General features: G+C 54.6%; 1 protein-coding gene. It reads left to right on the top strand.

What is annotated here, in order from left to right; all coding sequences use genetic code 11:
- A partial coding sequence (locus H6B10_RS15275) for a GH25 family lysozyme (RefSeq protein ID WP_275951093.1) occupies nucleotides 1-333 on the top strand: 333 nt, incomplete at its 5' end.
- Between the last annotated feature and the right edge of the window lie 156 nt (nucleotides 334-489).

Genomic DNA, 489 nt, shown 5'->3' with positions numbered 1-489 from the left:
CTGGTCAGCGGTTACTCGCTGCCGCTGGGCGTTTACTACGACACCGAGTCTGTGGCCGGCGGACGTGCCAACGCCATCAGCGCTGCAGAGCGTACGGCTTGCGCCGTGGCCTTCTGCGAGACGATCCGCAACGCAGGCTACAAGGCGGGCGTTTATTCCTACGCAAGCTGGTTCTATAACGCGCTGAACTTTGCGAATATCAGCAAGTATAATATCTGGATCGCACAGTACCGCGATACCCTCAGCTTTAATTACAAGTACAACATTTGGCAGTATACCGGTTCGGGTCGTGTCAACGGCATCAACACGGCAGTTGACATGAACATCGGCTGATTGAAGAAAGAAGGCGACGGTCCGGGCGTTCGGACCGTCGCTTTTTTGGTAGAAAAGGGGACATTTGCATGCAGCAACAACGAAACTACGGCATAGATCTGCTGCGCATGTTCAGCATGCTGCTGGTGGTGATTTTGCATACCGAAGGCCACGGCG

The sequence above is a fragment of the Gemmiger formicilis genome (assembly GCF_016901605.1).
In the GTDB taxonomy this organism is placed as follows: Bacteria; Bacillota; Clostridia; order Oscillospirales; family Ruminococcaceae; genus Gemmiger; species Gemmiger formicilis_B.
The sequence above is the reverse complement of the archived record's forward strand: the minus strand, read 5'-3'. Positions and strand labels throughout refer to the sequence as shown.